The 25,791-nt window shown below is 37.7% G+C and carries 19 protein-coding genes; 10 read left to right on the forward strand and 9 right to left on the reverse strand.

Going from position 1 to position 25,791, the window contains the following annotated elements:
- Positions 1 to 14: 14 nt before the first annotated feature.
- Positions 15 to 1,031, reverse strand: coding sequence for a lipoate--protein ligase (locus KCTC52924_RS17940; protein ID WP_251807740.1), 1,017 nt, complete (start codon positions 1,029 to 1,031; stop codon positions 15 to 17).
- A gap of 544 nt (positions 1,032 to 1,575) precedes the next feature.
- Entirely contained in the window at positions 1,576 to 1,965 is a 390-nt protein-coding gene (locus KCTC52924_RS17945; RefSeq protein ID WP_251807741.1) for a hypothetical protein, read from the reverse strand.
- A gap of 529 nt (positions 1,966 to 2,494) precedes the next feature.
- Here KCTC52924_RS17945 and KCTC52924_RS17950 point away from each other — a divergent pair.
- The 3 genes from KCTC52924_RS17950 to KCTC52924_RS17960 are packed head-to-tail and all read left to right on the forward strand — an operon-like array spanning position 2,495 to position 5,850.
- Complete coding sequence (locus KCTC52924_RS17950; RefSeq protein ID WP_251807742.1) at positions 2,495 to 4,195, forward strand: GMC oxidoreductase; 1,701 nt, start codon at positions 2,495 to 2,497, stop codon at positions 4,193 to 4,195.
- Between the two features lie 10 nt (positions 4,196 to 4,205).
- On the forward strand, positions 4,206 to 5,306 hold the full coding sequence (locus KCTC52924_RS17955; protein WP_251807743.1) for a Gfo/Idh/MocA family protein: 1,101 nt from the start codon (positions 4,206 to 4,208) through the stop codon (positions 5,304 to 5,306).
- On the forward strand, positions 5,299 to 5,850 hold the full coding sequence (locus KCTC52924_RS17960; RefSeq protein ID WP_251807744.1) for a gluconate 2-dehydrogenase subunit 3 family protein: 552 nt from the start codon (positions 5,299 to 5,301) through the stop codon (positions 5,848 to 5,850). The genes KCTC52924_RS17955 and KCTC52924_RS17960 overlap by 8 nt, the downstream gene beginning before the upstream one ends.
- 161 nt (positions 5,851 to 6,011) lie before the next feature.
- On the opposite strand, the gene KCTC52924_RS17965 is transcribed toward KCTC52924_RS17960, so the two are convergent.
- From KCTC52924_RS17965 to KCTC52924_RS17980, 4 genes are all read right to left on the reverse strand, one after another.
- On the reverse strand, positions 6,012 to 6,731 hold the full coding sequence (locus KCTC52924_RS17965) for a galactosamine-6-phosphate isomerase (RefSeq protein ID WP_251807745.1): 720 nt from the start codon (positions 6,729 to 6,731) through the stop codon (positions 6,012 to 6,014).
- Between the two features lie 257 nt (positions 6,732 to 6,988).
- Positions 6,989 to 8,209: a PepSY domain-containing protein gene (locus tag KCTC52924_RS17970; protein WP_251807746.1), complete on the reverse strand. Its 1,221-nt coding sequence runs from the start codon at positions 8,207 to 8,209 to the stop codon at positions 6,989 to 6,991.
- Between the two features lie 82 nt (positions 8,210 to 8,291).
- The gene (locus KCTC52924_RS17975; RefSeq protein ID WP_251807747.1) at positions 8,292 to 9,809 is read right to left on the reverse strand and encodes a SusD/RagB family nutrient-binding outer membrane lipoprotein; all 1,518 of its coding nucleotides are present in this window, start codon (positions 9,807 to 9,809) and stop codon (positions 8,292 to 8,294) included.
- Between the two features lie 18 nt (positions 9,810 to 9,827).
- Positions 9,828 to 12,887, reverse strand: a complete 3,060-nt coding sequence (locus KCTC52924_RS17980; protein ID WP_251807748.1) for a SusC/RagA family TonB-linked outer membrane protein — start codon at positions 12,885 to 12,887, stop codon at positions 9,828 to 9,830.
- Positions 12,888 to 12,987: 100 nt separating this feature from the next.
- Between KCTC52924_RS17980 and KCTC52924_RS17985 the strand changes: the two genes are divergently transcribed.
- Positions 12,988 to 13,986, forward strand: coding sequence for an AraC family transcriptional regulator (locus KCTC52924_RS17985; RefSeq protein ID WP_251807749.1), 999 nt, complete (start codon positions 12,988 to 12,990; stop codon positions 13,984 to 13,986).
- Between the two features lie 85 nt (positions 13,987 to 14,071).
- On the opposite strand, the gene KCTC52924_RS17990 is transcribed toward KCTC52924_RS17985, so the two are convergent.
- Positions 14,072 to 14,665: a metal-dependent transcriptional regulator gene (locus tag KCTC52924_RS17990; RefSeq protein ID WP_353057495.1), complete on the reverse strand. Its 594-nt coding sequence runs from the start codon at positions 14,663 to 14,665 to the stop codon at positions 14,072 to 14,074.
- 163 nt (positions 14,666 to 14,828) lie between these two features.
- Between KCTC52924_RS17990 and KCTC52924_RS17995 the strand changes: the two genes are divergently transcribed.
- From KCTC52924_RS17995 to KCTC52924_RS18005, 3 genes are all read left to right on the forward strand, one after another.
- Positions 14,829 to 16,028 (forward strand): di-heme oxidoredictase family protein, encoded by a 1,200-nt coding sequence (locus KCTC52924_RS17995; RefSeq protein ID WP_251807751.1) that lies wholly within the window; start codon positions 14,829 to 14,831, stop codon positions 16,026 to 16,028.
- A 2-nt stretch (positions 16,029 to 16,030) separates the two neighbouring features.
- Positions 16,031 to 16,465: a ubiquinol-cytochrome c reductase iron-sulfur subunit gene (locus tag KCTC52924_RS18000; RefSeq protein ID WP_251807752.1), complete on the forward strand. Its 435-nt coding sequence runs from the start codon at positions 16,031 to 16,033 to the stop codon at positions 16,463 to 16,465.
- Positions 16,466 to 16,567: 102 nt separating this feature from the next.
- Positions 16,568 to 17,791 (forward strand): hypothetical protein, encoded by a 1,224-nt coding sequence (locus KCTC52924_RS18005; protein ID WP_251807753.1) that lies wholly within the window; start codon positions 16,568 to 16,570, stop codon positions 17,789 to 17,791.
- Between the two features lie 149 nt (positions 17,792 to 17,940).
- Here KCTC52924_RS18005 and KCTC52924_RS18010 read toward each other — a convergent pair whose 3' ends face one another.
- Positions 17,941 to 18,246 carry a hypothetical protein gene (locus KCTC52924_RS18010; protein ID WP_251807754.1) on the reverse strand — a complete coding sequence of 102 codons (306 nt, stop codon included), beginning with the start codon at positions 18,244 to 18,246 and terminating at the stop codon, positions 17,941 to 17,943.
- 789 nt (positions 18,247 to 19,035) lie between these two features.
- Here KCTC52924_RS18010 and KCTC52924_RS18015 point away from each other — a divergent pair.
- The 3 genes from KCTC52924_RS18015 to KCTC52924_RS18025 all read left to right on the forward strand — a co-directional run bounded on the left by KCTC52924_RS18015 (position 19,036) and on the right by KCTC52924_RS18025 (position 24,483).
- Positions 19,036 to 22,278: a TonB-dependent receptor gene (locus KCTC52924_RS18015; RefSeq protein WP_251807755.1), complete on the forward strand. Its 3,243-nt coding sequence runs from the start codon at positions 19,036 to 19,038 to the stop codon at positions 22,276 to 22,278.
- Between the two features lie 18 nt (positions 22,279 to 22,296).
- A complete protein-coding gene (locus tag KCTC52924_RS18020) occupies positions 22,297 to 23,958 on the forward strand; it encodes a RagB/SusD family nutrient uptake outer membrane protein (protein WP_251807756.1) in 1,662 nt (553 codons plus the stop codon).
- A gap of 357 nt (positions 23,959 to 24,315) precedes the next feature.
- Positions 24,316 to 24,483 carry a lmo0937 family membrane protein gene (locus KCTC52924_RS18025; RefSeq protein ID WP_251807757.1) on the forward strand — a complete coding sequence of 56 codons (168 nt, stop codon included), beginning with the start codon at positions 24,316 to 24,318 and terminating at the stop codon, positions 24,481 to 24,483.
- Between the two features lie 415 nt (positions 24,484 to 24,898).
- Here KCTC52924_RS18025 and KCTC52924_RS18030 read toward each other — a convergent pair whose 3' ends face one another.
- On the reverse strand, positions 24,899 to 25,756 hold the full coding sequence (locus tag KCTC52924_RS18030) for a phosphoenolpyruvate hydrolase family protein (protein ID WP_251807758.1): 858 nt from the start codon (positions 25,754 to 25,756) through the stop codon (positions 24,899 to 24,901).
- Positions 25,757 to 25,791: the final 35 nt, after the last annotated feature.

Consider the following 25,791-nt stretch of genomic DNA (forward strand, 5'->3'; position numbering starts at 1 on the left):
TATGCAAGGAATTTTTAAAGATTTGAATCCACTACATCCGCACCATAAACCAATTCAACTAGATCATCTTTCGAAATGTCGCCGAAATATTCTTTGATATCCATATTTTTTAAAATTGCCGAAATATCCTCTTTTTCATATCGAGTTCCTATAAAAAACTTCTCCAGACTTTCCAGAGGTTCTTTTCCGAAAAAATCCCCGAAAATCTTAAACTCCTGTATATGTCCTTTTTCAACAAAAATCCGCAAATCCAATTCACCTATGGGGAAACGCTTGGACCTCTGAATATTAAATTTGGGCGAACGACCATAATTCCAATCCCATGTATCGTATTTCTCCTCTTTTAGGCGATGCACCTCTTGCCATTCCTTTAGCGAAAGATGATAACGCTCAAAAGGTTCGCTCTCTTCGTAAAGTCCTTCCAACAACAACCTTCGGAACTCTTCTATTTCTAAGGGTTGTGTTAAATATTCCGAGATATTGGCCACTCTGCTGCGAACGGATTTATGGCCTTTGGAGACAATCTTCTCCATCTTAACATTTAGTGCTTTTACCACTTCCTCCAAATCAGTATCGAGAAGTAAAGTGCCATGGCTCACCATTCTTTTTCCAGTAGAAAATTGGGCGGTACCGGAAATTTTTTTCTCCTCTACTTCAATATCGTTGCGACCCTTAAGTTCAGCGTTCAACCCTAGCGATTGTAACACTTTTATCACCGGAGCTGTGAATTTTTTAAAATTGCTCAGACTTTTTCCATCGTGGTTGGTGATAAAGCTGAAATTGAGATTGCCAAAATCGTGATAAACTGCGCCACCACCAGATATTCTTCGTACCACATGTATATTGTTTTCATCTACATATTGATGGTTTATCTCTTCTAAGGTGTTTTGGTTTCGCCCTATAATGATGGAAGGTTCATTAATATAAAACAACAAATAATCATCCGCTGGATCAAAATTTCTCAGAATATATTCTTCCAAAGCAAGGTTTAACCGTGGATTGGTATTCCCTTCGTTTTCTATAAAAATCATTTTTTTAAGTATTAAGGTGCTTTAGTGTAAAAAAAAAATAAGTACAAAATAAAATGGTGATTATTCTGTAACATCTACCACATCCACACACTTTTGGGGTAGATAATGTGATAAAATGTCCTTTAATCTTGACTTTTGAGATCCATTTATTTTAGTTCAATATTTTAAACAGATTAAGATAGGGAATAAATTATTCAACTTACTTTATATGGGAATAAGAATCCTACTGACCTATTAATACCGACTTTTTTAATCATTAGGAAATTTCACACAATGAAGGGAACTTGTAGAAGGAAGGGCCCTCCAAGAGTCAAGTAATAGAAATTAAAAAACATGTCTATGGCTTTGAATTAGGGACTTCCCCCCTATTTAACATGAGTCATTATTATATGCAGAATCTCAACGCCATAATTTGGTCCATCGATTTGTTCAAACCCGTTTTTATTGAATAAAATTCTTCCTATTTTGAAGTCGGACCAACCTTTTTGTAATTTGTATATAAATCAAAATGACCTATTCCATATAATTACTGTAAAATAAGATATTAACTCCATTCTACGCCTAGTTTATTCAATTCAGAAGTCAAATCAGCAAGAGATTTTAGATCAATAATTTTTGTATGGATAGTCAATTTTCTTTTGTCAGTTTTTAGGATATAATCTCCCGCAAACTTTTTAATTCCCTTAATTTCCATCAAACTTATTTTCTTTCCCAAAGGGTAGTTCACTTTTATTATTCCTTTTTCTATTGTTAAATATTTGTACCTCAATTGATAAAAATAAACTGATAAATACATACATGAAATAACAAGCCATCCATAATCAGTCCAATTGTCTTCCTCTTTTGTAAAGCGGAAAATGAAGAACAAAACCAACCATATAAGTCCAAAAATCAGACTTACATTCTGATGCCGTTTTTTATATCTTATTTTCATTTAGTAACTGTTTGCTAATAATTGGCTAAAGTGATACCGCAAGCTTTAAGCCAATATTAAATTTCATTTTATTAAGATAAACCAATATCTTATTATACTTACTTTTTATTGTAATAAAATCTTACATGTATTTGTATTGAGGTTATCTTATAACTAGAGGACAGATTTAGTTTATTTTATTTTAGCACCAAGAGATCCCCTAGCCTGTTTCCAATTTATTTTTTCAAGATTGAAGGTGAAATACCCTAAATAACTACATTAAAAAAAATATAAACGGGCACTAGAATAAAAATAATAGGTAGCAGAGTACTAAGTCGTAGGACATTGTTTAACGGGGAATCAAAGTATGGTTACCCAAAATTAATTTCCCTATTGATCTGAATTACAAATAAATGAGTAAATTGATTTAGATTTAAACTCATACCTGAAATGGACTATTGTCATCCTTAAATTGTAAGATTAAAAGGGTGATAGGTATAGCATACTGGAATTTGACCAAATAACAATTCAAACTAGGATGATATAAGTTATGGATAAATTAGAGAATACTTATGATGCAATAGTGATTGGGTCAGGAATTTCAGGGGGATGGGCGGCAAAGGAACTTTGCGAAAATGGTTTAAAGACATTGTTATTGGAAAGAGGTAGGGATGTTAAGCACATTAAAGATTACCCAACTTCAAATATGGACCCTTGGGAATTTAAGCATCGTGGCCAGATGACCAAAGAATTTATCGATGAAAATCCATTGATATCTAAAGCGTCAGGATTCGGGGAAGATACTGCCCATTTTTTTATAAAGGATGCTGATCATCCGTATGTACAGGAAAAACCATTTGATTGGATTAGAGGTTATCAAGTTGGTGGGAAGTCACTCACATGGGGCCGTGCTTGTCAAAGATGGAGTCAATTTGAATTTACAGCACCAAGCAAATTTGGATATGGTATCTCCTGGCCGATAAATTATGAGGATGTAGCGCATTGGTATTCACATGTAGAAAAGTTTATTGGAGTATGCGGAAATAAAGATGGCATAGAGGCCATGCCCGATGGGGAGTTTTTGCCTCCCTTCGATTTTAATTGTGTGGAACAAAAAATGAGCGAGGGAATCCGGAAACATTACCCAGATAGATATATGGTACAGGGAAGATGGGCACAAATAACCCAACCCACTGAGTTACATATTGAACAGGGACGGGGAAAATGCCTATCCCGTAACAGGTGCATGCGCGGTTGTCCATATGGAGGGTATTTCAGTTCAAACTCTTCGACTATTCCATGGGCGGAAAAAACAGGAAATTTGACCCTTAGGCCTTTCTCAGTGGTTCATTCCATTATTTATGATGACGAATTGAACAGCGCTTCAGGAGTTAAGGTAATAGATACAAATACCCATGAGGTGATTGAATATAAAGCCAAAATAATATTTGTAAACGCTTCTGCTCTAAATACAAACCTGATCCTATTAAATTCAATTTCCAATAGGTTTCCAAACGGATTAGGAAATGACCATGATATTTTGGGAAGATATATTTGTTTTCATCTATACCGGGGACATGCAGGGGGTAAAATGGAAGGGTTTAAGGACAAATATGTCTATGGCATGAATCCGACTGAACCTATATTGGCCAATTATCGAAATATTGGAAAAAAGGAAATGGAATATTTTGGAGGATTCACAACGTTTTGTGGAGCCTACAGGGTAAGAAAGGACAAAGCAGCAAAAAGTAATGAGCAAATTGGGTCAGATTATAAACATGCTTTAAGTGAGGCTGGTGATTGGCACGTTTATATGTATATGCAAGGAGAGACAATTCCTAAGGCAACCAATCGGGTGTACCTTAGTTCGAATAAAAAGGATCAATGGGGAATTCCTTTATTGGTAACCGATGTTGATTACGATGAAAATGATGAACTGATGATCCGCGATTTTTTAAGCGAAAGTCAACAAATGCTAGAAAAGATAGGTTGTACTGAAGTGGAAACTCATGACAATAAACAAGCACCAGGACTGGATATTCATGAGATGGGCGGTGTTCGAATGGGATCAGATCCAAAAACATCCCTGCTGAATGATAAAAACCAGATGCACCTATGTAAAAATGTTTTTGTCACCGATGGAGCCTGCATGACGAGTACGGGGAATCAGAGCCCATCTATTCTCTATATGGCGTTAACGGCAAGAGCAGCGAATTTTGCGGTAGATGAAATAAAAAAAGGTAATTTATAATACTTTTATTATGGATAAAAAAGTGGGAATAGGTATTATTGGATCACAATTTATATCCTCCATTCATGTTGAAGCTTTGAGACATGTAGCAGCTGCCGAAGTTCTGGCCGTAGTATCGCCAACTCCTGGAAATGCTGAAAAATTTGCCCAAAAATATGGGATACCAAAATATTATACCAAGATAGAAGATTTGTTGGCTATTAAAGAAATAGATATGATACTGATTGGTGCCCCAAACTCAGTGCACTGTGAAATCACATTAAAGGCGGCAAAAGCAGGAAAACACGTTGTGGTGGAAAAACCTATGTGTCTCAATCTAAAAGAAGCGGATAAGATGATAGAGGAATGTAAAAAAGCCAATGTCAAGCTAATGTATGCCGAAGAATTGTGTTTTACCCCAAAATATGTCAGGTTAAAAGAGCTTTTGGATGAAGGCGCCCTTGGAAGGCCGATTATTTTTAAACAGTCTGAAAAACATGATGGACCTCACTCGGATCACTTCTGGGATGTGGAAAAATCTGGGGGTGGGGTTACCATGGACATGGGATGCCATGCAATACAATTTTTTAGATGGTTAAATAATAAAAATCCTGTAAAATCGGTATATGCACAGATGTCAACAAGTGTTCATCATGATAAGACCATTGGGGATGATAATGCAATAATTATCCTTGAATTTGAAAATGGCGTTACTGCCATAGCCGAAGAAAGCTGGACCAAACTTGGTGGAATGGATGATAAAGCGGAAATCCATGGTTCTGAAGGGGTAGCTTATGCGGATATATTACAGGGAAATTCGATACAGACCTACAGTACCAAGGGTATTAATTATGCCGTGGAAAAGGCAGGAAATACCATAGGCTGGAGTTTTATTATGTATGAAGAAATATGGAATTATGGTTTTCCCCAAGAAATGGAACATTTTGTGGACTGTGTTAAAAATGACTCTAAACCAATTTTAACAGGCGAAGATGGCAGGGCGGTTTTGGAAATAATTTTCGCAGCCTATGAGGCTGCAGGGGCAGAAAGAAAAATATTTATGCCTTTTAGGTCGGACGTTGATAGACCCTATAAACTTTGGAGAAAAGGTAAGACTATAAAAAATGGATAGAAGAAAAGCGTTAAAAATTACAGCTGGTGTGTTTGCAGGAACAATTATTGGCTCCGACTATTTTCTATTGGGCTGTGCGCCGGATCCGAAAATGGAGGAGTTGCTCACCAAAGAGGAGGTTCTTTTTTTGGATGACGTAGGGGAAACCATTCTTCCGGAAAGCAGTAAATCTCCTGGTGCCAAAACGGCCAAGATTGGGTTATTTATGAAGTCAATTGTAGAAGACTGCTATACCGCTACGGAGCAAAAAATATTTAAAAACGGTATACTCCATTTAAATAAATTGTCTGAGAAAAGATTCGGCAATTCTTTTCGGGAGCTTACACTGGATGAAAGGCATCTGTTGCTGGTGGATTTGGATAATGAAGTATCAAAAATAAAAGCGAACCACGAAGTCCATTATTTCACCATGATAAAACAACTTACTATTTGGGGATATTTTACTTCAGAACCAGGTACCACACAAGCACTGCGATATAATCCTATCCCTGGAAGGTATAATGGATGTGTACCCTATAAAAATGGTGAAAAGGCATGGGCCTAATAGGCCTATTTTCCATCCCAATAGATAGTCCAAAATAGGAATCTCCATTTTGGAAATCCAGGTGCAGAAAGCTTACCTAATTCCTCCGTTTATTGGTACACAACACAGAGCAACATCTTTGATTTTCCAGTACTTTGAAAACTATTTATATTTTTATGCAGTTATTTGATATGAATGTCTTCTTCATTTATCAAACAAGTTGTGTTGGCATGTAACCACAGGAAAGAAGCCGGTAACTGGGTCGTTATTTTTTGGGATAAAAATTCCTTTGCTATCTTACTTTTATCAGGACCGGTCAACAAAATAAGTATTTGTTTAGACTGTAAGATATCACCCATTCCGATAGTAAGGCCAAAGCTTGGTTTAGGGTGTGCTTTTACCGCCATGGAATGCTTAAGGGAACTTTTGGAAAGAGTAGCGATATGGCAGCCTGGATTTAAATAATTTCCGGGTTCATTAAAAGCGATATGTCCATTAATACCAAGACCCAAAATGCATAGATCAATGGGCCCCTTTTTCTTTACTAAATTCGATATTCTTTCACATTCCTCTTTTTTATCAATTGGATTGCTATTAAAGGAGATATATTTTGAGGAAGAGATTTTTAAAGGCTCGATCAACATTTTCTGGAGGAAAGTTTCACATGAATTGGGATGGTCCATTTCTATTCCACCCCATTCATCTAATTTTAAAATATTGAGCTTTCCGAAAATTTCAGGATTATCGATGGATCTTTCGGTTAATGTTTGATACGTTTTTACTGTTGAATTACCGCTTGCCGTACAAATTAAACTATCAGGTTTTTTTATTAAAGTAGAAAAAATTAGGTTGGCAGCCTTCTTGCTCAGTAAGTTACTGTTCGTAAATGACTCGATTTTCATAATTCATTATGTTTTTAAAGAATCAAAGTTCAACATTTCCTTTTCCAAAAATAATCTTTAAGTTTAAACAAATTTCACATATAAATGAGTTTCTGGATTTAATCGAAGCTTCAAAGAATAGTTGTCGCACCGTATCGATTAAACCGAACAAAAAAAATAAACCGAGTTAGATATTTATTTTCTTGGGCAAATTAAACTTAGAATAAAAATATTCGCACCTCTATAATTACTAGTAAACTCCTTTAGGAAGGAGGTACCTACTTCTTCTTTTTCTTCTTTGTTTTTTTTATTTTATTGATCCAGATTAGTGTTCCAGTAATAGGTAAGCTGGTGGCTATAAGGCATGAAATGAAATAAAGCAACTTACTGAACGAACCATAAACATCACCAATATGCAATGCTTTAATTGACCCAGACACTCTCTCTTTAAAAGGTTTTGCAATAAAGACATCCAATTCCTTGATGGCCTTGGTGCTTAAATCCAGTACTATCTTATCGGAGGCAGCTGGCGAGAAAAAACCAGATCGCTTTTTACTAATACTGATTTCACTAGCCCCATTTTGGAGCATATTTATACTGTAATCACCAGAATAATCCAATTCTGAGTCTACGACAAACAAATAATCGGCTAGCGGGAATATTCCAGATTCTTGTTTCAAAGGGGTTGTACTTTTATTTTCCAAACGAATAGCGGGTTTACCTTCTTGGCGTTCCTTATAAGTGCCTAAACTTTTCTGTAATGCTTCCCTATACCAAGGAAAAGACCAAAATGGCCCGGTAACTCCCATCAGAAACAAGATAACAGCAGCGTAAAGTGCCAATGTGTTGTGCAGGTCATGATTAATACGCTTCCAATTACCGCTGAATTTTATTTTCAGGCCCTGCCGCCAGTACTTCGCTTTTCGTGGTATCCATATCACAATTCCTGTTAAGACCCCTAGGGTAAATAATATGGTAGCTGTTCCTGTAATATAACTACCAAGGGTACGATTTTCCAAGCCCGATATTATAGGCTTTTCTATTTTGTCTAATAGTAACCAACGGTGAAGGCTGAATACATTCCCCATAAAACGTACCACGGCATTATCTTCCTTACTGTCTCCAAGAAAATCCCCGGTATAAGGGTTAAAAAAATAAGTGGTTCCAAAACGCCCTCGGTCCCCTTCTTTTTTAGCGACCACCTGAAGGCTGCGATTAGCATCCGAGAAAATTTTCAACCCGGTAATATTTCCTTGAATAACTGAGTTTCCTTTTTGCAATATGGTTTCAATGGGCAAAGCTTCCTTTCCTTTCGGAACAGATACCCTGTAGAGATGGGAAGCACTCCATTCTCTGATTTCCGTATTATAGACATATAGCGTTCCTGTAAAACATACAACCAACAGTACCAGTCCACTGATCAATCCTACCCAAAGGTGAATGTCGTTTAAAAATTTCCTAATCCTGATCCAGCTATTTGTCTTTACTTGTCTCGTCATAATGGTATGGTGCAATTGATTTAAAAAAAAATAGGAAAGCCTTAAAAACCACCTTATTCGATAGTCATAAGTTTGATTAATTCTAAAGCATCCACCAAATTTTATTCTCAGTAATCATGTCCGACCCTTGAAGTTCTACCTGTGCATTATTTGTACCCCTTTCTGTCTCTGGGTACATTAATCTAAGTGGGCGTCCAGAAACGCCAGAGGCGGCAGTTTTAGGGAAATTGGGTAAGCCCAACCTTCTATAATCGTTCCAAGCTTCAATACTGGAGACACTGTTTAGCGCGAGCCATTTTTGTTCTATTAGCAAATTCAATTGAGTTCCTGAATGTTCAAAATTCCTCACTTGCGTTTCGGTATAAACTAAGGCATCCGTATCTGCAACTTTTAAGTAATCCATAGAGGACAAAATGCCATTTTGGTAGTAATCGATAACGTCTCCGGCTATCCATCCCCTATATGCGGCTTCAGCTTGTAAAAATTGTGATTCAAAACCAGTCATAAGTATACTTCCTTGATCAATTCCATGTAACAATCCCGTAGCTACGCCATTATTTTCTTGTGGACCTTTTAGAACCGAAGTATTTTGTCTTGCATATTCAGGATTCCCCGCATCTGGATTTCCGAAAATCACTCCATTAATTTCGCCGTTTGTCTCTTGATAAATTTTAGACAAACGAGGATCATCTAGATTCTTTAATGTGTTGACCAGATAAAGGGTTGGCCTTAAGTTTTGATGGTTGGCGGTACTGTTTCCCTGTACGTCTCGGTAATAATTGGTCCAGAATGGATTTAATTTCCCATCGGTATTCAAATAACCTGGATTTACTAGAGCATGTTCTTTAGGGCCTAAAAATCCAGATCCCTCCGAGGTAATACTTGCTATTTCCGACTGTAAATATGCCAGATCCACTTTCTCACTTTGCCTGATCAGGGCCCTTAGTTTTATGGTATTTCCAAATTTGGCCCAAAGATCTTTTTTACCTCCAAAAAGCACATCTCCATGATTCATTGTGGGTATCATATCAGAAGCCTTAACATCCAAAATACCATCCGTAATTAAATTGATGCTTTTTTTGTAGACTTCCTGTCCAGATTCATAGACTGGATTAAGGTGAATATTACCACTTGCTGCTTGGTCGAAAGGAATATTGTTATAAAAATCCACCAACCTTAAAAATAGCCAGCCCTGCATAATTTTTGCACTACCAGTATAAAATAAATCGCCAATTTTGGAGGCTTCCTCCTCTATCAATTTAAAATATAGGATGTTGTTATACCCATTCTCCCAGACAGGAATACCGTCCCTTTGGCTACGGATGCCGGGGCCATTATATGTTTTTAAATCATAATATAAATTGGCACCATCATTATTGGTTCCCCAATAGCCTCCCCAAAAGGCCCCAATCTGGTTAATTTGCCCCACCTCCTGATTTACGGTAGAAACTAAGGCCGCTGGAAGCTTTGCCTCTAAAGGCAAGTTCTCATTAATGGGTTTATTGGGATTGCTGTTTACGTCTAGGAAAGAATCACATGATCCCAGAAAGAATATCGAAACAACCAATAGTGTAGAAAAAAGAAATTTATTTTTTAGCATGATAAAATTGTATAAAAATTAAAACTGAGCATTAATGGTAAGACCTAGATTGCGCATTGGAGGAATCTGCCTAAAACTGTAGTATCCATCAGTGCTATTATAGAGATATTCTGGGTCACCAATATTGTTGCTAGAATGAGTAATAACAAACAAATTGCTCGCTACTACGCCTAAACTAACCGATTGAAACACCTTTTTACTCCCTAAAAGAGATTCGGGTAAACGATAGCTTAGGTTCACTTCTCTAAGCTTAAAGAAATCTGCTTTGGCGGCTGTGTTACGTTGTACCGACCCCTGTTTGGCCCAGAATTCCTTTCCGCCTCCAGAGGTAGTTAAATTGGAATTATGAACATACTCTCCGGGGGCTGTTTCAATTACCGATCCAGGCCACACAAACGCTTCGCGGTTGTATTCCGCAGTGAGGGGATGCGTTCCAAATTCGAACATAGGCGGAATGGTTTCCGAATAGAACCAGGCTCCCATACGTCCATCAAACTGTAAGCCCAAACTAAAATTCCGGTAGGTAACCATAGAATTAATCCCAATCATATGGGGAGGTACCATGGGTCCTAATAGCGTATTGTCCACTGCAATTATAGGATCCCCTGTTTGCGCATCTACCACCACATTCCCATTGGGGTCGCGCTGATAATCACTCACCCATAAGCTAGGAAATTGTTCCCCTACAAAAGCATAGGATTGTCTGAAATTCTGACGAAAGGGAGCATCGCCATAAAGTTCCTTCACTACATTTTTGGTATAACTATAATTAATGCCCAAATTCCATTTTAAATCCCTACTCTTTATAATGTCGCTACTAACACTTAGTTCTATGATATTATTGGTCATCCGCCCCGAATTCACGAGCATGGCATTATATCCAGTGGCACGGGAAACATTGGCATTGGAAATCTGGCCATCGGAATCAGAATACACATAGGTCGCCTCCAATTGTAGCCGTTGATTAAATAGGCCCAACTGCACTCCCGTCTCATATGAAGTAACAAATTCTGGCTCTATATCCGGATTGGGATTTACTAGATTGGGTAAAAATCCGATGGTATTTCCAAAAGGAAAACCATTGGATTGAGAATAGGCATTATTAAGTTGATAAGGTGCCAAAGTAACATTTCCGGTCCTGTTCCACGACCCATATATCTTGGCAAATGATAATTTTCCCGATTTTCGCAAAGAAGGAATCGCTTCCGACAAAATAAATGATGCACTTACGCCTGGATAAAAATAAGACCTATGCGCTTTGCTTAGGGTAGAGATCCAATCGTTCCTCCCAGTAAGGGTAAGGAAGGCGAAATCTTTATATCCAGTAACCCATTCACTATACACACCAAAAGACCGTTGTTCCGTGATAGATGTCCCACCTCCCAATTCCCCGGCACGACTTTCAGGGTTAATAATATCGGGATATAGTAGGTTACTGGCAGAGATGTTTTGGCTCTTTCTATAATCTGTACGAAGATTATGACCAAGTAAAACTCGCGTTTTAACATCCCCGATCTCCTTCTTTACGTTTAAAACCAAGTCACTGTTAAATCTTCGATAGAACAGGCTCCCGTCATCAACGGAACCTAGGGTATTCCGAGTGCCTTCCGCTTCAAATTTTCGGGTATAATTACGAGTTTCATCCGTATCGCTGTAGAATCCGGCCCTGTACATTACTTCTGCCCAAGGCGCTAAATCATAATTCAACTCAATTTTCCCATTTAATACCTGTTGGTTGCTTTGATCACGGATATTATCGATCAAGAAATAAGGATTCCTGTACCATCCTCCATTAGGGATAAAGTAATTGTTCGGATTTCCGGGCGAATTTGGACTTTCCCAATCCTTGATCAGACCATAATCAAAATTAGCAGGATAACGGTAGGCACTGATCCATGGACCATCGGGGGTAATGTCTTTTTTATTTTGTATGAAATTAATGTTGTAGGCCGTACGCAGCCTCCCAAAATTTCGAGTACCGTTAAAACGAAGATTCGTCCTGTTATTTTTATCCTTCGGAATTACACCTGTCTGTTTTACATGTTGTGCAGATAAAAAATAAGTACTTATATCATCCCCTCCCGAAAAAGAAATATCGTTCTGAACATTAACACCGGTTTCAAATAAATTTATTCTGTTATCCGATGAAGGCGCAGCATAGGTAATCATAGGTTGATCCCCATTAGGTAAGAGATTGCCAAATGGTTTTAAAGAACCATCAAAGGCCGGTCCCCAAGACTCAAAGGTGGTTGGACTGTATACCCCATTAAAACCTTGACCATAAGTGGTTTGGGCCTCGGGTAAAGAATATACATTAGAAAAAGTGGTTGTATTGGAAAATGAAATCACTCCTTTCCCTGTTTTGCCCTTTTTGGTAGTTATCATAATGGCGCCATTAACCCCTTCAGAACCATAAAGTGCCGCAGCATTCGCTCCTTTTAACACCGTAATACTCTCAATATCATTGGGATTAAGTCGACCTATACTCGGAATAGGCACTCCGTCTACAACATATATAGGTTCGTTATTAGACCTTCCATCTATTCCCTTACCTCGTTGTAGGGATCGCGTTCCTCTAAGAACAATCTGAGCAGCAGGATCTACCTTACTATCGTACTGATTAATACGGAGTCCGGCTACTTTACTTGCCAAGCCAAAAATGGGATTGACTACCCTAGCTTGATTTAGATCGCTTGATTTTACTAATTGGGAAGAAGAACCCAGTTCCTTGGCGTGCCGTTTTATACCTAACGCTCCAGTAACTTCTACTCCTAATAATTGGGTTATATCCTCTTCCAGGATAATGGTTATCAGAGATTCATCATTAGGTACCATAAAAGCCTGTTCCTTAAATCCAAGATAACGAACCACTAAGGATTGCCCGGGCAGGGCATACATTCTAAATTGCCCATCAAAATCCGTCACTGTGGAAGTATCTCCATTTAGGGATTGTACAGTAGCACCGGGTAAGGGCATATCGTTAAACGCATCTAGGACCATTCCGTTAACGTGGACTTTTTGAGCCTGTACGAGGGTTACACTCATTAAAATTAAAAGTTGAAATAAATATTTTCTCATAAAATTGGGTGTTATTTAGATTTAGTCTAAAAAAGCTTAATTTTGAAGCGACAAAAATATTGTTGTCAATTCAATTAGAATGACGAAAAAGGGAGTATCAATGACGAAAAAGGGAATACCTGTAGAAAAAAAGTTTAATAGTCTATTGAATGACTATCAAGGTGACGATAAAGGTTTTATTGTAAACAAAAGTGAAGACCTCTCATCTCACCCTAAATATAGGGACTTGGATAGTGCAAATTTAACAGGACATGAGTTTCTATCGGATAGGATTTATTATTGCAATTGTAGAAAATCGGGAAATTTAAATAAAACTTTTACTATAGATTGTAATGAGAATTATATACAGCTTTTTATGGGACTAAAAGGTTCTCTAAGAATTTCTGATGGAAAAGGTGCTTTTATTGATATCCTTCCTAATACGGTACAGTTAGTGAAATACTCCTGTGGGCAGATACAAATAACTGAATTATCTGAAGGAAATGTAGAGGCATTTATTATCAATATTCACAACAGCGTAATCAGTCCTGAAAAAGCTTATTTTGAAAACATATTATCCTTTGCCAAACACTCCCCTTCCTCCACTATCAATACTTTTTCCGATTGCCCATTTCTTATTGATTATAGAATGCGCCAAATTGTAGAAGAGCTGGCCTACAAAAAATATACAGGTTGCTTTTTAGAACACTATATCGAAATTAAAGTTTTAGAGCTTTTACTATTATATATAAGCGAATGGAACCACTCCATGTCTCAATCCGCACCAGAAAACCTGTCTGAAGATAATCGAATCCCAAAGCAGATGGCTCTGGCACGGAAATTATTGCTGGCTAATCTTTCCGAAACACCAAGCCTCAAATCATTAGCAACTGCAGTAGGCACCAATGAATATTACCTGAAAGTACATTTCAAGGCACATTTTGGAAATTCTGTTATGGCGTACCTTAGGGAATACAAAATGGGAAAGGCAAAAAAGCTCCTATTAGAATCGGATCGTAAGATCACAGACATAGCCGAAAGTTTAGGATACAAATATGCCACCCATTTTTCAGCTGCATTTAAAAAACACTACGGTAAACTCCCTACAGATTATAGGTAATAATATACGGAGTTTCTAGATTTAAATTACACTAGCCCTACTCTAAAAGCGTTTCAATAGAAATAGAGGTCGTACTATAAATGCGCTATCCGATATTTTCCACTATGAGTTTTACGGCTATTGGCTGACTAATAACTATGTTTAGGTGCTTGCCGTAAGAGATGCTCATACTGTGGTCAAATTCCTCAATTTGGTTCACGGTGATTTCCAATCCCAAGCTAATTTCCTTCTTATTTAAAAACATGAGAAACTCTTTATCACTGCTGCGCAAATCTTTTAACGCTACAGTTACGCCCTCTCCAATTTTAGAAAGCATTTTATAATTGTTCTTTATAAAATCCCCTTCCTTATCCGGAATTGGGGAGCCGTGTGGATCTGCGGTAGGGAAGCTTAACATTTCGTCCAATCTATCAAAGAAAATATCGGATTTTAAATGCTCTATTTGTTCGGCTATTTGATGCACTTCCTCCCATCCAAATCCCATAATCTCGGATAAGAACATTTCAGACAAACGGTGTTTTCTAATAACCCTAGCCGCCTCATTTTTTCCTTCCAGGGTAATTGTAATGGGTTTATACCTTTCATAAGTAACCCAGCCTTGTTTTTCTAACCTCTTAATCATCTCATTAACAGTGGGCTTACTTACCTCTAAACGTTGTCCCAATCCTGTGAGAGAAATCTCTGGGTTTTTAGTGTGTTAGTAGAAAATAGCCTTTAGATAATTCTCCGTTGCTTGTGTTGGCATTTCAATAGTTTCCTGTAAAGATATAAATATTTCAAATTTAATTTTTTAGCCAAGTCTAACTTTATATATTTGCAAGACTAATTATAATATCAGCGCTATGCTAAATTCAAAAATCACAATTATAAACTTCATTCTTTTGGGATCAATAATGCTATCATGTGAAGAGTTTCTTCCATCAGAACCCATGGAGTCAGAATTATTAGACGGCCCCATTGAAGATTTAACCCAAGCACAAAGCGCACAGTTTCTTAGTGGGGATATTGCCTTCAACGATGAACTTTTTCATTCTAGAAATGGTCTTGGACCTTTGTTTGTAGCCACAAGTTGCGTTAGTTGCCATGCTGGCGATGGTAAGGGCTTACCTTCCACTTCCCTTACTCGGTTTGGACAGATAGATTCTACAGGGAATAAGTTTTTACACTTAGGCGGACCACAATTACAAAATCGCGCCTTGCCGGGATACACACCAGAAAACATCCCGGAAGGTGCTACCTATTCGGTTTTTACACCTCCAGCGGTTACTGGACTAGGTTTTTTACAGTATGTAACCGATGCTGATATACTTGCACTTGCAGATCCAGAGGACCTAGATGGTGACGGTATTTCCGGGGTGCCCAACTGGGATTATATAAGGGATTTCACCATTCCCTCCGCTGATGCCATTATCAGAAATGGAAAATATATTCATCGTTTTGGAAAAAAAGCTTCGGTATACGATCTTTTAGAGCAGACAGTGGATGCCTATAATCAAGATATGGGAATCACCTCTATCTTCGATCCTAAAGACACCTATTCTGGCTTGGCAATAGATCCAGAGGTATCCAAACAAACCATTAGGGACGTAGTTTTTTATCTTGAAACCCTAAAAGCTCCCATTCCTCGTAACCAGAAGGATCCGCAAGTGCAATTCGGAAAAAACATATTCACGCAAATACAGTGTGCTTCTTGCCATATGCCAAAAATGAAAACAGGATATGCCCCTATAGAAGCATTATCCTACAAGACCTTTCACCCGTATACCGATCTATTGCTACACGATATGGGGACGGAACTAGATGATGGGTATACCGAGGGAAGTGCCCTTATTTCTGAATGGCGCACCGCACCTTTATGGGGGTTAGGACTTTCTTCGGATTCCCAAGGAGGAAAATATTACCTGATGCACGACGGAAGGGCCAGAAGTATTGAAGAGGCCATACTCCTACACGGAGGAGAGGCAGAAAATAGCAAGAACCAATATGTTGGGCTAGACCAATCCGAAAAGGATGACCTTATTAAATTTTTAGAATCCCTTTAGTTATGCGAAGAAAAGACTTTATGAAAACTTGCGGACTTGCCTGCTTAGGCGCTTCCACCATGGGTGCGTTCCTTCAAAGCTGTATATCTACCAAAAGTATTACTGCCAATATAGAAGGAGACGAGCTGGTTATCCCCAAGTCCGACTTTATAAAAAAGGACGGCCATTATAACTATATCGTGGTAAACAATTCCAAATTACAGTTCCCAATTGCCATATTTCGCTTTTCCGCAGATGAATATTCTGCCCTCTACCTCCAATGCACTCATCAGGGAAATGAGCTTAATGCTTATGGCGATAAGTTGGTGTGTTCAGCACATGGAAGTGAATTTGACAACAAAGGAAACGTAACCAATGGTCCTGCTACGGATGTCTTATGGTCATTTCCTGTACGTATTTTACAGGATATTATACATATTTCCTTAAGGCCATCGTAGCATCAATAAGAACAAGATAAAACACCTCATAAAATTAACCTGTCCTTAGAATTCCATTAGGAATATTATTAATCTAGGAATGACCACTATAAATAGCATCATATGAAAAAATTAATTACCCTATTACTTTTATCAATAGCAGGGATTGTCCAGGCCCAAATTGATCCAACACTTTTACAAAATACTAAAATAGATTCTACCCAACAGCGATTAAATATGGATGCAGTTTATGATCGTCCCTTTTTAAATTTAGGTAAATCGCCCGTATCCGTGGGGGGTTATATGGAGGCCAATTGGCAGTATATGGGTACCGAAGGGGTTACTGAAGGACACGAATTTCAAATGAGACGGATGACCCTCTTTGTTTCCTCTTCCATTGGGAAAAAACTAAAATTTATGAGTGAGATCGAGTTTGAAGAAGGCGGGAATAAAATAGTTATAGAGTTTGCCTCTTTGGATGTAGAATTTCACCCGTTAGTTAATCTACGTGGAGGGATTATTATGAACCCCATAGGTGCTTTTAACCAAAATCACGACGGACCAAAATGGGAATTTACGGACAGGCCTATTTCTGCCACTCAAATGCTTCCCGCAACATGGAGCACCGCCGGATTTGGACTGTTTGGAAAAACCTATAAAGACAAATGGATGTTAGGATATGAGCTTTATTTAACAGGAGGTTTTGACAATACGGTAATAGACAACGACCAAAACAAAACTTATTTAGCAGCATCCAAAGCTAACTTTACAAGATTTGAGGAAAGTGCTAGTGGAACCCCCTTAACCACAGCTAAGATTGCAGTACGCCATAATGATTTCGGGGAAATTGGACTCTCTTATATGGGAGGTATCTATACTACTTTTGAAGACGGTGGGGAAGAGGTAGATGAAAAAAGAAGACTCAATGTTTTTGCATTAGATTACAACCACACCCTTCCAAAATGGAAGACCTATATAACCGGAGAATGGGGCTGGATAAATGTGGACATTCCCAATAACTATACCCAGCAATATGGCAACAAACAGCACGGTGGATTTTTGGATATAGTACAACCCATAATCAGTAAAAAGATGTTGGGTTGGGAGAATGCCTCCCTTAACCTTGGTTGCAGATTAGAATTCGTGGATTGGAATGTAGGCACTTTTAAAGAAACCGGTTATAATATAGGGGATCACTTGTGGAGCGTAATGCCCGCCATAAGCTTTAGACCCTCGCAACAAACCGTGTTTCGACTTAATTACCGCATACAACAACAAACCGACGTACACGATAACCCAGCAGAAAAAACAGGAGGATTTAGTTTAGGGCTTTCCACTTATTTTTAGTAATTCAGATTTTAAGCTAAGTAGTGTTGTTAAAGGTCGGCTAAATAATGTTTTAGTCGGCCTTCTTTGTTTTCCGAAACCGGTAAAGCTTATTCCCCAGAATAAAATTTATATGGTGAAATTTGCTACTCCAACCCATCTTTCCTATTCTATTTGTGTTGAACAGCTAAAATAGTACCAGCAATATGACGGGTGCCATTTTCTAAATTAAAATAGTATACTACCATAACGCGCCCATCACCTAATTGGATTGGCCAAGTATAATCGATATCGCTAGATCCACCATCATCCCCAAGCACTATTTCGGGAGCAGTTCCAAAATTGGTGCATTCCGAATTTAAAATACGGGGCCGTATCCCAAAAGGTTTATGACGGAAGCCATAAGCAAGCAGCACTCTATATCCTTTAATCGCAATGCATGCAATAGGTACCCTTGGAAACCCATAGATTCCCATTTAAATGTTTTACCACCATCTGTAGAACTGGAAATAACATTTACGCACACCAAGCGAACTATCTCCTAAATATTACGATTTTTTATGGATACCCATTTTAGCATTTTCGGGTTTCACTTCCAGCCTTTATTTGGCGGAATTCTTATCTCCACATTGCATAAAAAGAACAAGCATAAAACTCAATAGACTGAATTTCATTACTATACGATTCGTTATTATAATAATTTTATGTTGAAAATAATTCAGACAAGATTAAAAATCATCTTCTCTTATGTAACCCTTTGCGAGATATCCCCATAGAAATTGTAAGAACCTGCAATTGATTAACATGCACTTAATATTAGCTTAACTCCTGCCTTCATTTAAGTGTCTATTATTGCCCCAAATTTATAATATTAAATATTTTATTCACATATGCTTATATTTTAGACAATTAGAAATTTTTTCACACCTGATTAATACCGTAAGAAAAAAAATATAACTTTTTAACAACTCCATATTAAATTAATGAATTTTAAAGTTAAAAAAAGAGTTATTTTTATACATCGCATGAAGTCCATTACTCATTAAAGGATACAGTTCATAAATGGCTACTTTAATAGATATAAGAAGGCAAAGTAATGTTCAAATGGTATAAGTTTACTATTCCATTTTTAAACTAGCTTTAAAAAATTAAATTCACTTTTACATCTATATCATATGGAAATCTAAAAACAATTCTAATTACCCTATCCCTAAATTACAAAGGGATTAAAACAATTGAATAACCACAGTTAATACTTTAAAAAAATGATAAACAATCTTCATCAGAAAAGAAGGTCCTATCCACTTCTTGAATTTAAATTTAAGGTAGGAAGTAGTTTACTATTAATGTTATTGGTAGTATTCACCATACAGGCCAATTCGTCCAATTCAAATTTTACAAGAACAGCGCTAGAACTGAACAATGAACCTATTGAAGAATTTAGAGTCTATCCCTCAAAAAATCAACAGATAGTTGTTACTGGCCTGGTTACGGACAATACGGGGACTCCCCTTTCTGGAGCAAACATTGTTGAAAAAGGAACTACAAATGGCGTTATTGCAGATTTTGATGGAAATTTCTCCATAATTGTGCGAAGTGAGGATCCCATTTTAGTCATTTCTTTTATTGGATTTATAACTAAAGAACAACCTGTTGCAGGCCTTGATAAATTAAATATTGTACTTCAGGAAGACTCTGCAAAACTGGATGAAGTGATTGTTACAGGATATACCTCAGAAAGAAAGAGCGATCTTACAGGTGCGGTTTCCATAGTTAAAATTGACGAAATGACAGACCAACCTCTAGGAAGTGTAAACGAGATAGTTCAAGGAAGGTCTGCAGGAGTAGAAGTACTAAGCTCTAATTCACCAGGAGGGAATGCTGCTATAAGAATTAGAGGTTTTAGTACCATAAGAAACAATGATCCTCTTTACGTAATTGACGGTGTACCTACAACTACTGGAATCAACTTAATAAACCCTAACGATATAGAGTCGTTGCAAGTTCTTAAGGATGCATCTTCTGCTTCCATATATGGTTCTAGGGCCGCAAATGGGGTTGTAGTAATAACCACCAAAAAAGGTCAGGATGGTAAAGTTAAAATTGCGTATGATGGTTATGCAGGTGCTATGACCGTTGTAAAATTACCTAGATTAGCCAGTGCTGCACAGTATGGTGAAGGGCTATGGCAAGCATTTGCCAACGATGGTATAACACCTTCCAATGATATATATGGTTCTGGTAGCACTCCCGTAATACCTGCTTTTCTTGATGCTCAAAATACCATTCCTTCAGCAAATACAGATTGGTTAGGGGCCTTATTCAATACAGCTTTAGTTACCTCTCATAATATCTCCTTTTCCAGTGGCAACGAAGCCTCAAATAGTTTTTTCTCTGTAGGGTATTACAAACAAGATGGAGTTTTAAAAGATACAGGATTTGACCGTTATACTTTCAGGGCTAACACCAACTTTAAGTTAGGAAGTAAAGTTACCGTTGGAGAAAATTTTTCCGTATCCTTTTCCAATAACACAGATGTTAATACCAATTCACTTTTGGGAAGCCCCATTTATGGAGCATTCTTAATGCCCTCAATTGCTCCTATTTATAATATAAATGGAGAATTTACAGGTTACCCTCTAGACGATATTCAAAATCCGTTAGGCGCATTAACCAGGAATAGAAATAATGAGGATAAAACATTGCGTCTTTTTGGAAATGTATTTGCAGAAATCCAACTCGCAAAGGGACTTAAATTTAAAACTAATTATGGCTTAACGATAAGTAATTTCTCGGGCACCAATTTTAATCCTACTTTCACTGAACCCAATGTACAAAGAGTTTTGGCCGATTTAACTAAGTCCGAACAGAACTTGCTGGAATGGACGTTTACGAATACTTTGAATTACGACACTACTTTTAATGATAAACATAACCTTAATCTATTAGGAGGTTATGAAAGTATAGAATCTAGTTTAGAGACCTTATCCGCATTCCGTCAAGGGTTTCCTGGTAATGACCCCAATTTTCAAGTTTTAAATGCGGGAGATTCCGGTACTCAGCAAAATACCAATATGAAATTTGAAAGTTCTTTGGTTTCCTACTTCGGAAAAGCAAATTACAGTTATGACGACCGTTATTTGGCTTCTTATACCATTAGAAGGGATGGCACCTCTAAACTGGCTAATAACAAATGGGGTACCTTTTCAGCCGCCTCCTTGGGTTGGAAAATTTCAAACGAAGCCTTTTATAAGAGCGAACTCGTGAATAGCTTAAAACTTAGGTTTGGATGGGGACAGAATGGGAATCAAGATATTCCACCTTATGTTACATCTAGCGGTTATTTTAGTAATGCTTTTAATTCTAATTACGCTATTGATGGTGCTCAAAACAGCGTCTTTAACGGATATATTATATCTAGGAACAGTAACCCAGATTTAAAATGGGAGACTACAGAACAGTATAATATAGGTATAGATCTAGGGATTATGACCAATAGATTGGATTTTACTTTGGATTATTTTAGTAAGACTACTGAAGACCTTCTACTAGAGCGTCAACTGGCACCAATATCCGGAGGTACCAATAGCTCTGTATGGGACAATGTTGGAGCAATGAACAATAAAGGATTTGAGTTAGGAGCCAATTACCGAAATGATTACGATAGAGAACTTCAATTTTCCGCAGGGCTAAATATGTCGGTAATTCGTAATGAACTTACTTCCTTGAAAGAAGGGGTAGACTTTGTAGGAATTGATGCAGTAACCTTACACAGCAACAATTTTGATCAAGAAGTCTCTAGAACAGCAGTAGGCCAACCCATTGCATCCTTTTATGGATGGGTAGCTGATGGTATTTTTCAAGATCAGTCAGAAATTGATGCTCACTCTTTTCAGAATGCTTCAACATCCCCTGGCGATATTAGATTCAAGGATATTAATAATGATAACGTAATTGATGACAAAGACCGGGCATTTATTGGGAATCCACACCCAGATTTAAGTCTTAATCTAAATCTCAATTTTGAGTATAAGAACTTTGACCTAACGGCCTTCTTTAGATCCTCTTTTGGTAATGATGTATATGACCTTACCAGGTATTATTCTGATTTCTACAACTTATCATCCTACAATAAACATTCAAGAATTGCAGACGCTTGGACTCCTTCTAATACAGGTTCATCCATACCACGACTATCATTGAACGATCCAAATAATAATATTAGACCATCTAGTTATTATGTTAAGGACGGGACTTTTGTAAAGCTTCAAACATTACAACTGGGGTACAACTTTAACCCACAGCTAATCGAAAACTTTTCATTGAGCAAATTCCGCTTATATCTCAACCTACAGAACGTATTTACCATTACCGGGTATGATGGTATTGATCCTGAGATTGGCTTGCAGAATTATTCTTCTGATGACCGTAACTTGGATATTGGAGTAGATCGTGCTATTTACCCACCATCACGCACAGTTACTTTGGGTCTAAATATTGCTTTTTAATTATAAAAAAATATCAAAATGAAACAGATAATATATTTTACACTAACAATACTACTAGTTTCGTGCTCATCAGAATTTTTGGAAAAAGATCCCTATGGCCAATTAACCCAAGAACAAATTTCTAAAGAAGAAAATCTTGAATCCCTAATAGTAGGAGCTTATAGTATTTTAAATGGACAAATAGATAATGCAAGTAATGCATTTAATTCTCCCGCCTCTAACTGGAGTTTTGGAGATGTAGTATCCGATGATGCCTATAAAGGTGGTGGCGGTACAGGTGATCAGAACAATATTCACCAAATGGAGATCTTTAGTACCAATCCATCATTAATCGATATTGAAAGAAAATGGAAAGCATTGTACGAAGGGGTTAGACGAACTAATATAGCCATTGGAATATTGAATGAAACTGAGGATATTTCATCTGATTTAAAACAACAACGATTAGCCGAAATGAAATTTTTAAGAGGTCATTTTTATTTTGAGCTTAAAAAGATTTATAACAGAATACCTTTTTTGGATGAGAATGCCACTTCATTGACCGACTTTAAAGTTTCTAACACCGAACTATCCAATGAACAGGTTTGGGGTAAGATTGAGACCGACTTCAATGATGCATACGCCATTTTGCCAGCAACACAATCCCAAAAAGGAAGGCCTACAAAATATGCTGCAATGGCCTATTTGGCTAAGGTATATCTCTTTCAAGGAAAATGGGACCAGGTACTGACGTCCACTGAAGATGTAATGCTAAATGGAGGTTATAGTTTAATGGATAACTTTGAGCATGTTTTTCTTCCTGAAAATGATAATAGCCCTGAAATAGTTTTCAGCGTACAGCAGTCCATAAATGACGGTAATCCTAGCAATTACAACGGATCCATAGGGGACCGATTACTTGCACCTGGCGGACCTAGATATTCAGCTTATGGATTTCTTCGACCTACACAAAACTTGGTAAATGCTTATAAAACTAATAGTGCTGGTTTGCCAAGTATGGACAATTCAGAATTAACAATGAGTGATAATGTTGACCCTCGAATTGATTTTACCCTTGGTCGTCCCGGCATTCCATATAAAGACTTAGGAATTCTCTACCAAGCTGATTGGGCTCGAGATTTAGCTACCTATGGCCCATATGGACCTAAAAAAAGAATCGTATCTGCCAATTCACCTCATCACCTTACAGTTTGGCCTTATGTTAGTGCTTTGAACTATTATATTATTCGTTATGCCGATGTATTATTGTGGAGGGCAGAAGCGCTAATACACACAGATGATATTGAAGGTGCTAGAACCATAATAAATAATATAAGGAAAAGGGCAAGAGATGGCAATAAGGTTATGACATTAGATGGTAGTTCTACGGCCGCAAATTACTTCATAGAAGAATATCCTGCTTTTGCAGATGCTAATGAAGCGATGACAGCACTAAGAATGGAAAGAAGGTTAGAGTTTGCCCATGAAGGTCACCGCTTCTTTGACCTAGTACGTTGGGGCATTGCAGAACAAGTAATAAATACTTATGTAGCTGCAGAAAAAGAAATACGTCCTTATCTCAATGGAGTCAATTTTATTAATGGTAAACATGAATATTTTCCTATCCCACAATCCCAAGTGGATCTTGGAGGAACTGATGAAGGCGGCAATCCGTTGATCACACAAAATACAGGCTATTAAAAGAAATGTAAAAAAGAAGTATTTTGAGTTAGTTTATGAAAGAGGTCAGGATTTATTTCCTACCTCTTTTTTTTATGACACAGATATATATCTAATTAAAAAAATATTTCCTCTTAAATTGCTCTCTTGTTGTCTCACTATTTAGAGCCCTAATAACTCAAAAACAGTATTTATAGTTTCAAGGCTTTTCACTATTAACCATTTCAACAAGTTACGGTATTGTGCTATTAGAAAATCAACCCAGCACCAGTTCTTGGCATGGAAGGTTTTTTTTATTTATCAGCTATTTATCTAATGTATTGTAATTCAGTTAAATTCTTTTGTATATTTATTACTCAACCTTTAAAACCTATAATTATGAGAAGTTTACTTTGGTTAGTCGCTGTAATTTTTATTGTCGTTTGGCTTTTGGGTATCTTAGGAGTACTTCCGGGAATAGGAACCAATAGTCTTATTCACGTTCTCTTAGTTATTGCTGTAATTGTAATATTGTATAATATAATTAGTGGAAGAAAACCTTTATAGACTAAAAGGTTAAATATTATTGGTTGCGCAAAGACAAATGACTTTGCGCAACCAAATATTAAATTCGTACTTAATGGCGAGACCATTTCATAATTATCATTAAAGGTTTGACTTTGTTTCCAACTTATTTCTCCTGAAACAATAACCTGTATTTGCGACCAGATTTCGGTCATGTTCATATCATATTTTATCGACTTCCAGAAACGTTCGATGCTTTTGCACTGGTCAACACGCTTCGGGTATTTACTTCATAGGCATATCATTAATTTAGATCGGTGTGCTGACTACCATACCGTTACCCAGTGCAAATACTCAGCTTCCCCTAATACATAAGGCTGTAGGCCGTATCGATATCCTCCGACTGTAAATGTTGTTAGGCGCGAGATAGCCCATTTATTTAGATTGTTATATTGGCTTAAAGTTCCAAGGATTTAAATTGCTGTGTTAAGGCGGTCAGTGAGGATTCTACGGCCATCCTTTCCAAGGAAGATGCCCCTACAAATCCATGCGCATCCGTATTTGCAAGAATTACCTTAACATCCTCGGGAGTATTGATGGGCCCACCATGTGCCAAGAAAATAATATCTGGGTTCACCTTTCGGCCCGCTTCTATGATCTCTTGGGTCCTTTTAATGGCAAAGTCCATATTCACCGTTGCGCCCACTACCCCGATAGAACCTCCTACGGTTGTCCCCACATGGGCTATTATGGAATCGGCACCTACCTCGGCCATTTGCACGGCCTCCTCAGGGGTGGCGACATATACGCATGAATAAAGGTCCATTTCAGAAGCCAGACGAACCATTTCCACTTCTTTGTAAAAGCCCATCCCAGTCTCCTCTAGGATATCCCTAAAACTACCATCCACAATACAATGGGTCGGGAAATTATTGATCCCGGAGAACCCCATGGCCTTCACCTGTTGCAAGAAATGCCACATCCTCCTTCGGGGATCCGATCCGTGGACACCACAAAAAACTGGAATCTCTTCTACCACTGGCAATACCTCAAATTCCCCGATTTCCATGGCCACGGCATTCGCATCGCCATACGCCATAAGTCCGGCTGTAGAGCCGTGACCAGACATCCTAAAGCGTCCGGAGTTATATATGATCAGAAAATCGGCCCCTCCCTTTTCTATAAATTTGGCACTTATTCCCGTTCCTGCTCCCGCACCTATGATGGCTTTCTTTTGGGCCAAGGTTTTTTGCAATCGCTGTCTAACTTCTTCTCGGGTATAAGGGTTACCCTTTCCTGTCCATTTATTTGGCATGTTATTTTATTCTTTTATGGTTGTAATTCGTTTTG

It is taken from the genome of Arenibacter antarcticus, assembly GCF_041320605.1.
Classification (GTDB): Bacteria; Bacteroidota; Bacteroidia; order Flavobacteriales; family Flavobacteriaceae; genus Arenibacter; species Arenibacter antarcticus.

Excerpts from the sequence above, each read along its gene's own strand:
- KCTC52924_RS17940 (WP_251807740.1), bottom strand. The coding sequence starts at position 1,031 with ATGATTTTTATAGAAAACGAAGGGAATACCAATCCACGGTTAAACCTT.
- KCTC52924_RS17945 (WP_251807741.1), bottom strand. The coding sequence starts at position 1,965 with ATGAAAATAAGATATAAAAAACGGCATCAGAATGTAAGTCTGATTTTT.
- KCTC52924_RS17950 (WP_251807742.1), top strand. The coding sequence starts at position 2,495 with ATGGATAAATTAGAGAATACTTATGATGCAATAGTGATTGGGTCAGGA.
- KCTC52924_RS17955 (WP_251807743.1), top strand. The coding sequence starts at position 4,206 with ATGGATAAAAAAGTGGGAATAGGTATTATTGGATCACAATTTATATCC.
- KCTC52924_RS17960 (WP_251807744.1), top strand. The coding sequence starts at position 5,299 with ATGGATAGAAGAAAAGCGTTAAAAATTACAGCTGGTGTGTTTGCAGGA.
- KCTC52924_RS17965 (WP_251807745.1), bottom strand. The coding sequence starts at position 6,731 with ATGAAAATCGAGTCATTTACGAACAGTAACTTACTGAGCAAGAAGGCT.
- KCTC52924_RS17970 (WP_251807746.1), bottom strand. The coding sequence starts at position 8,209 with ATGACGAGACAAGTAAAGACAAATAGCTGGATCAGGATTAGGAAATTT.
- KCTC52924_RS17975 (WP_251807747.1), bottom strand. The coding sequence starts at position 9,809 with ATGCTAAAAAATAAATTTCTTTTTTCTACACTATTGGTTGTTTCGATA.
- KCTC52924_RS17980 (WP_251807748.1), bottom strand. The coding sequence starts at position 12,887 with ATGAGAAAATATTTATTTCAACTTTTAATTTTAATGAGTGTAACCCTC.
- KCTC52924_RS17985 (WP_251807749.1), top strand. The coding sequence starts at position 12,988 with ATGACGAAAAAGGGAATACCTGTAGAAAAAAAGTTTAATAGTCTATTG.
- KCTC52924_RS17995 (WP_251807751.1), top strand. The coding sequence starts at position 14,829 with ATGCTAAATTCAAAAATCACAATTATAAACTTCATTCTTTTGGGATCA.
- KCTC52924_RS18000 (WP_251807752.1), top strand. The coding sequence starts at position 16,031 with ATGCGAAGAAAAGACTTTATGAAAACTTGCGGACTTGCCTGCTTAGGC.
- KCTC52924_RS18005 (WP_251807753.1), top strand. The coding sequence starts at position 16,568 with ATGAAAAAATTAATTACCCTATTACTTTTATCAATAGCAGGGATTGTC.
- KCTC52924_RS18010 (WP_251807754.1), bottom strand. The coding sequence starts at position 18,246 with ATGGGAATCTATGGGTTTCCAAGGGTACCTATTGCATGCATTGCGATT.
- KCTC52924_RS18015 (WP_251807755.1), top strand. The coding sequence starts at position 19,036 with ATGATAAACAATCTTCATCAGAAAAGAAGGTCCTATCCACTTCTTGAA.
- KCTC52924_RS18020 (WP_251807756.1), top strand. The coding sequence starts at position 22,297 with ATGAAACAGATAATATATTTTACACTAACAATACTACTAGTTTCGTGC.
- KCTC52924_RS18025 (WP_251807757.1), top strand. The coding sequence starts at position 24,316 with ATGAGAAGTTTACTTTGGTTAGTCGCTGTAATTTTTATTGTCGTTTGG.
- KCTC52924_RS18030 (WP_251807758.1), bottom strand. The coding sequence starts at position 25,756 with ATGCCAAATAAATGGACAGGAAAGGGTAACCCTTATACCCGAGAAGAA.